Genomic DNA, 5132 nt, shown 5'->3' on the forward strand with positions numbered 1-5132 from the left:
AGCAGTATGAAGAAACGCTGGAATGCGACTTCTCGTTCGAGATTCCCAATCTGGCCCGTTTTCGCGTCAATGCCTTCAACCAGAATCGCGGCGCCGGTGCGGTGTTCCGTACCATTCCGTCCAAGGTACTGTCGCTGGAAGACCTCAATGCGCCCAAGGTGTTCAAGGAGATTGCCGAGAATCCGCGCGGCATCGTGCTGGTGACCGGCCCGACCGGCTCGGGCAAGTCGACCACCCTGGCGGCCATGGTCAACTACATCAACGAAAACGAGTACGGCCATATCCTCACCGTGGAAGACCCGATCGAATTCGTGCATGAGTCGAAAAAATGCCTGATCAACCAGCGTGAATTGGGCCCGCATACCCTGAGCTTTGCCAACGCCCTGCGCTCGGCCCTTCGCGAAGACCCGGACGTGATCCTGGTGGGTGAAATGCGTGACCTGGAAACCATTCGCCTGGCGCTGTCAGCCGCTGAAACCGGCCACTTGGTGTTCGGTACCCTGCACACCAGTTCGGCCGCCAAGACGGTGGACCGTATTGTTGACGTGTTCCCGGCGGCTGAAAAGGAAATGGTCCGCTCGATGCTGTCCGAATCGCTGCGCGCGGTGATCTCGCAATCGCTGCTCAAGACCAAGGACGGCAATGGCCGTTGCGCTGCGCACGAGATCATGATCGGTATTCCGGCCATTCGTAACCTGATCCGCGAAAACAAGATCGCGCAGATGTATTCATCGATCCAGACCGGCAGCCAGTACGGCATGCAGACCCTGGACCAGTGCCTGACCGATCTGGTGCGCCGCAATATGATCACCAATGCCGAAGCACGCGGCAAGGCAGCCAATCCGGACAACTTCCGCTAGGCTGCGTGTTTTTCATTATGCTACGTGCATAATGAGCGGTGCTTGGCGCAGGGTTTTGGGCGCGAGGACGGAAATCGAACGATAGGCGGGCGCTGCGCCTGCAAAAGGACAGGACGATGGAAAAAGAACAAGCGACCAAGTTCATGCACGATCTGCTGCGCCTGATGCGCGCAAAGAATGCATCGGACTTGTTCATTACCGCCGACTTTCCGCCGGCGATGAAGATAGACGGCAAGCTCACCCCGGTGTCCAGCCAGGCGCTCAGCACCCAACACACCAAGGAGCTGGCGCGGGCAGTGATGAACGACAGGCAGGCCGAAGAATTCGAAGCCACCAAGGAATGTAATTTCGCCATCAGCCCCGGCGGCATTGGCCGTTTCCGCTGCAATGCCTTCCAGCAGCAGGGCCGTATCGGCCTGGTTCTGCGGACCATTACCACCGAAATCCCGAAATTCGATGATCTGGGGCTGCCGCCGGTACTCAAGGATGTGGCACTGGCCAAGCGCGGCCTGGTGATCTTTGTTGGCGGCACCGGCTCGGGTAAATCGACCTCGCTGGCGGCGATGATCGGTTTTCGCAATGAAAACAGCTATGGCCATATCATCACCATCGAAGACCCGGTGGAATATGTGCACGAGCACAAGAACTGCATCGTCACCCAGCGCGAAGTGGGGGTGGATACCGACAACTGGCATAACGCGCTGAAGAACACCCTGCGCCAGGCGCCCGATGTGATCCTGATCGGTGAAATCCGCGACCGCGAAACCATGGACTATGCGGTGGCCTTTGCCGAAACCGGCCACCTGTGCATGGCCACCCTGCACGCCAACAGCGCCAACCAGGCGCTGGACCGTATCATCAACTTCTTCCCGGAAGAGCGCCGCGCCCAGCTGCTGATGGACTTGAGCCTTAACCTCAAGGCCTTTATCTCGCAGCGACTGATCCCACTACGCGTCGGCAAGGGCCGTGCCGCAGCGGTGGAAGTGATGCTCAATTCACCACTGATTTCCGATTTGATCTTCAAGGGCGATGTGCACGAGATCAAGGAAATCATGTCCAAGAGCCGCGAATTGGGCATGCAAACCTTCGACCAGGCGCTGTTCGATCTATATGAAGGCGGCAAGATCAGCTACGAAGACGCCCTGCGTAATGCCGACTCGGTGAATGATTTGCGCCTGAAGATCAAGCTCGATTCCAAGGAATCAAAGGGCAAGGATATTCTGGCTGGGTTGGATCATCTGGATATTGTTTGATTCGGCTGTTATTGAAAGGCGGCCGCGAATGCGGCCGTTTTGTTTGGGGCTCTGGATAGTTTGCACGGCTGAGTGAAGGGGTGACGTGCTTTGGGAGTACTGATTTAGCATCATGAAAATTTCGCTGTTTGGTGCGGGAACATGCTTTGGTGGTGATACTTATGTACGAACGCCGCGGGGTAGATCGTCAATCCGAGATATACGGGTTGGCGATTTGGTATTGGCTCGCTCGGAAATTACTGGCGAGCAAGACTATCGCCGTGTCATAAAAACGTATGAACATGAAGTTGATGAGGTCTATCTGGTTGGTTGGGATATTCCAAGTGTCTGGGAAGACACCGGAATGCTTCATTGCAGCGTGGTTGCAACCGGTGAACACCCATTTTGGATTAGAAATAAAGGATGGGTCGAGGTTCGAGATTTGCAGTTGGAAGATAAGCTGCAAATATGTGATCCTGCCCCGCTTGATGATTGCTTTCGGGAGCTGCACGGTCTGAGTAAGGATTTTTGTAAAACGCAAGTCCAATGGGCGTCAATCACTACGCTGGAAAAGCTACCAAGAAATCCTTTTGGTCACTTTGTGCACAATTTGGATGTTGAGGATTTTCATACTTACTTTGTGGGGCTAACTGGTGCTTGGGTGCATGCCAAGGCTGAAATGCCTAACCATTTTGCAAGGTGAGATTAAGTGTATGCTTTCGGCGATAGAAACATTGTTTAAAAAATATAATGCCGCGCAGCTGAGTTTTTCATTTTTATAAAGCGCCCGATTATTATCGGGCGCTTTTGTTTGGTGCGCAATCTAGGGTACTTACACCGTATTGCCCAGCACATAAATAATGGTGCTGGCGCCGCTGCCATCGGTAAAGTTGAATACATAGATGGCACCAAACAACCCGCCACCGGTGCAGAAATACAGCGGTCCGCCAGGCGCCTGGGTGCAGGCGTACTGGGTGAATGCGGCTTGCAAGGCATCATTGGTGTACAGCCTGCCCATATCGATCGGCGCCTGGCAGGCCACGCCACCGGGATAAGGCGACTTGGCGCAGACCACCAGCACGGTGTTGACGGCAGCAAACGCATTGCCCTGCGTGCGCGCTTGCGCAGCCACGGCTTTGCCGGAATCCAGAGGGGATGCAGCAAGTGCGGGCGTGCAATTGAGGCTCAGGGCGGCCAATGCGGCGATCAGCTTTTTCATGATTTTCTCCGGTGGGGATAAAGCATCTGCCCGCCTGCCCTTGGGCACAGATCGGGAAGACAGCAGACGACACCTTGTTATAGCTGGTAAGCCTGCCCGGTGGTGTCTGGCGATCGGGGGCGATGACACGCGGTGTCGAGCGGGCGGGCAGCCTAGCCAAACTGCCGGCGGTATTTGACAAAGCCGCGCTTGGATGTGCCGCTAAAACCTAGCTGCTCGAAGAACTGGTGTGCTTCGCTGCGCTGGGCGGAACTGAGCAGCATGATCTTGGAGCAATTGGCCCGTTTGCAATGCGCTTCTATTTCTCGAAACAGCGCAGCTCCAATGCCTTGCGAGCGGTACGCTTCATTGACGATGACATTCTCGACGACGGCAAAGGGTTGCGTGCCAAACATGATGTCCTCGCAAAGCGAGAGAAGGGCAGTGCCGCAAACCTGATCGCCTTGCTCGGCTACCAATACCACATGGTGTTCCGATGCCTGGAGTTTAGCCAGATGCTCGGGTGAGACTGCAAGCGCAGGGTTGGAAACAAGCTGTTGGTAAAGATCTTCAATGGCGGCGGCATCGCGATCTGATGCCCGGCGTATGTGGAGGGTATTCATGGTCTTGAACGCCGATGCTTCAAGGGTTGATAAGGCCGCAAAAGCCAATGTAACGCCCAGCCTCGCTGGCGTTTTTGCGCTGGTTACAGAATACCGAAGTGCCTGGGCCGAGTTTCAGCGAGTAGCCTGGACTAACCGGATTTCGCCTCACTGCCGCTGGGCTTTCATGCCTTCAACCCAGGCCGCCAGCCTTCAGCGCCCCGGCAAATTCAGCACATAGCGCACAAAGCCGCTATGTGGCGTGTATTGGTCATACAGCCCACGGGCGCGGTAATTGTTTTCGCGGGTGTTCCAATACAGTCTCGACCAGCCTTGCCTTGCCGATTCTGCCACCAGCCAGTCGATCAGCGCCCGGCCTACGCCGCCGGCGCGTTGTTGCGGGTCGACGAACAGGTCTTGCAGATAGCAGACCGGGCTCAGGGTGGCGGTGTTTTCGTGGATAAGGTAATTGGCCATGCCCACCACGCCATGCAGCGCATGCTCGGCCACGATGGCATGAACAGGAGAGTGCGGGTCGAGTATGCGTTTCCAGGTATGCTCGGCAATGGCGTCGGCCTGATCGCTGCTGCGCTCGTAAAAGCGGCAGTAGCCGTCCCACAGCTCGCGCCAGCGCAGTGCATCGCCTGGCACGACCGGGCGGATAAGTAGTTCATTGCGGGACATGGATGGTGGCCTTGACGTGTTTGAGGTGGGCGACGATGGCAAAGGTCATGATCACCAGCAGCGACCATGAGCTCCATTTGCCCAGATGCACATGCGACCAGGCGCCGAGCTGGTTCGGGTATTTCCAGATGCCGAAAAAGGTGCTGATGTTTTCCGCCAGCCAGATAAAGAAGCCGATCAGCACGAACGAAAGCAGCAAGGGCATGCGCCGGTCGCGGTCCAGCGGCTGGAAGATCACGGTGGAACGCGCATACAGGCCCAGTGCGCAGGCGGCGATATACCAGCGATAGTCGCCGATAAAGTGGTGGGTAAAGAAATTGGCATAAATGGCCAGCGCCACCAGCGACACCATCCAGTAAGGCGGATGGTGCACCACCCGCACATTGAGAATGCGCCAAGCCTGGATGATATAGCTGCCGACTGCGGCATACATAAAGCCGGAAAACAGCGGCACACCCAATACCTTGGTATAGGCAAAGTCGGGGTAGGACCAGGATTTGATGCCGGACGAGGTTTTGAACACTTCAAGCACAAAACCGACGACATGGAACAGGCT

At 56.2% G+C, this 5132-nt stretch carries 7 protein-coding genes; 3 read left to right on the forward strand and 4 right to left on the reverse strand.

All coding sequences use genetic code 11. The annotated features are described in order from the left end of the window. The 3 genes from ACE3OH_RS19020 to ACE3OH_RS19030 all read left to right on the forward strand — a co-directional run. On the forward strand, nucleotides 1-860 hold an 860-nt coding region (locus ACE3OH_RS19020), incomplete at its 5' end, for a type IV pilus twitching motility protein PilT (RefSeq protein ID WP_374356906.1). A 116-nt stretch (nucleotides 861-976) separates the two neighbouring features. Next, nucleotides 977-2113 carry a PilT/PilU family type 4a pilus ATPase gene (locus tag ACE3OH_RS19025; RefSeq protein WP_374356908.1) on the forward strand — a complete coding sequence of 379 codons (1137 nt, stop codon included), beginning with the start codon at nucleotides 977-979 and terminating at the stop codon, nucleotides 2111-2113. Nucleotides 2114-2225: 112 nt separating this feature from the next. Further along, nucleotides 2226-2795 carry a polymorphic toxin-type HINT domain-containing protein gene (locus ACE3OH_RS19030; RefSeq protein WP_374356910.1) on the forward strand — a complete coding sequence of 190 codons (570 nt, stop codon included), beginning with the start codon at nucleotides 2226-2228 and terminating at the stop codon, nucleotides 2793-2795. A gap of 129 nt (nucleotides 2796-2924) precedes the next feature. Here ACE3OH_RS19030 and ACE3OH_RS19035 read toward each other — a convergent pair whose 3' ends face one another. The 4 genes from ACE3OH_RS19035 to ACE3OH_RS19050 form a co-directional block, all read right to left on the reverse strand. Beyond that, complete coding sequence (locus ACE3OH_RS19035; protein ID WP_374356912.1) at nucleotides 2925-3311, reverse strand: hypothetical protein; 387 nt, start codon at nucleotides 3309-3311, stop codon at nucleotides 2925-2927. A 152-nt stretch (nucleotides 3312-3463) separates the two neighbouring features. Beyond that, nucleotides 3464-3913, reverse strand: a complete 450-nt coding sequence (locus ACE3OH_RS19040; RefSeq protein WP_374356914.1) for a GNAT family N-acetyltransferase — start codon at nucleotides 3911-3913, stop codon at nucleotides 3464-3466. Between the two features lie 192 nt (nucleotides 3914-4105). Continuing rightward, nucleotides 4106-4576, reverse strand: coding sequence for an N-acetyltransferase family protein (locus ACE3OH_RS19045; RefSeq protein ID WP_374356916.1), 471 nt, complete (start codon nucleotides 4574-4576; stop codon nucleotides 4106-4108). Then, nucleotides 4563-5132, reverse strand: a 570-nt coding sequence (locus ACE3OH_RS19050) for a DUF817 domain-containing protein (RefSeq protein ID WP_374356918.1), incomplete at its 5' end; no start/stop codon positions are given. The genes ACE3OH_RS19045 and ACE3OH_RS19050, both read right to left, overlap by 14 nt.

The organism is Chitinimonas sp. (genome assembly GCF_041904975.1).
Classification (GTDB): domain Bacteria; phylum Pseudomonadota; class Gammaproteobacteria; order Burkholderiales; family Chitinimonadaceae; genus Chitinimonas.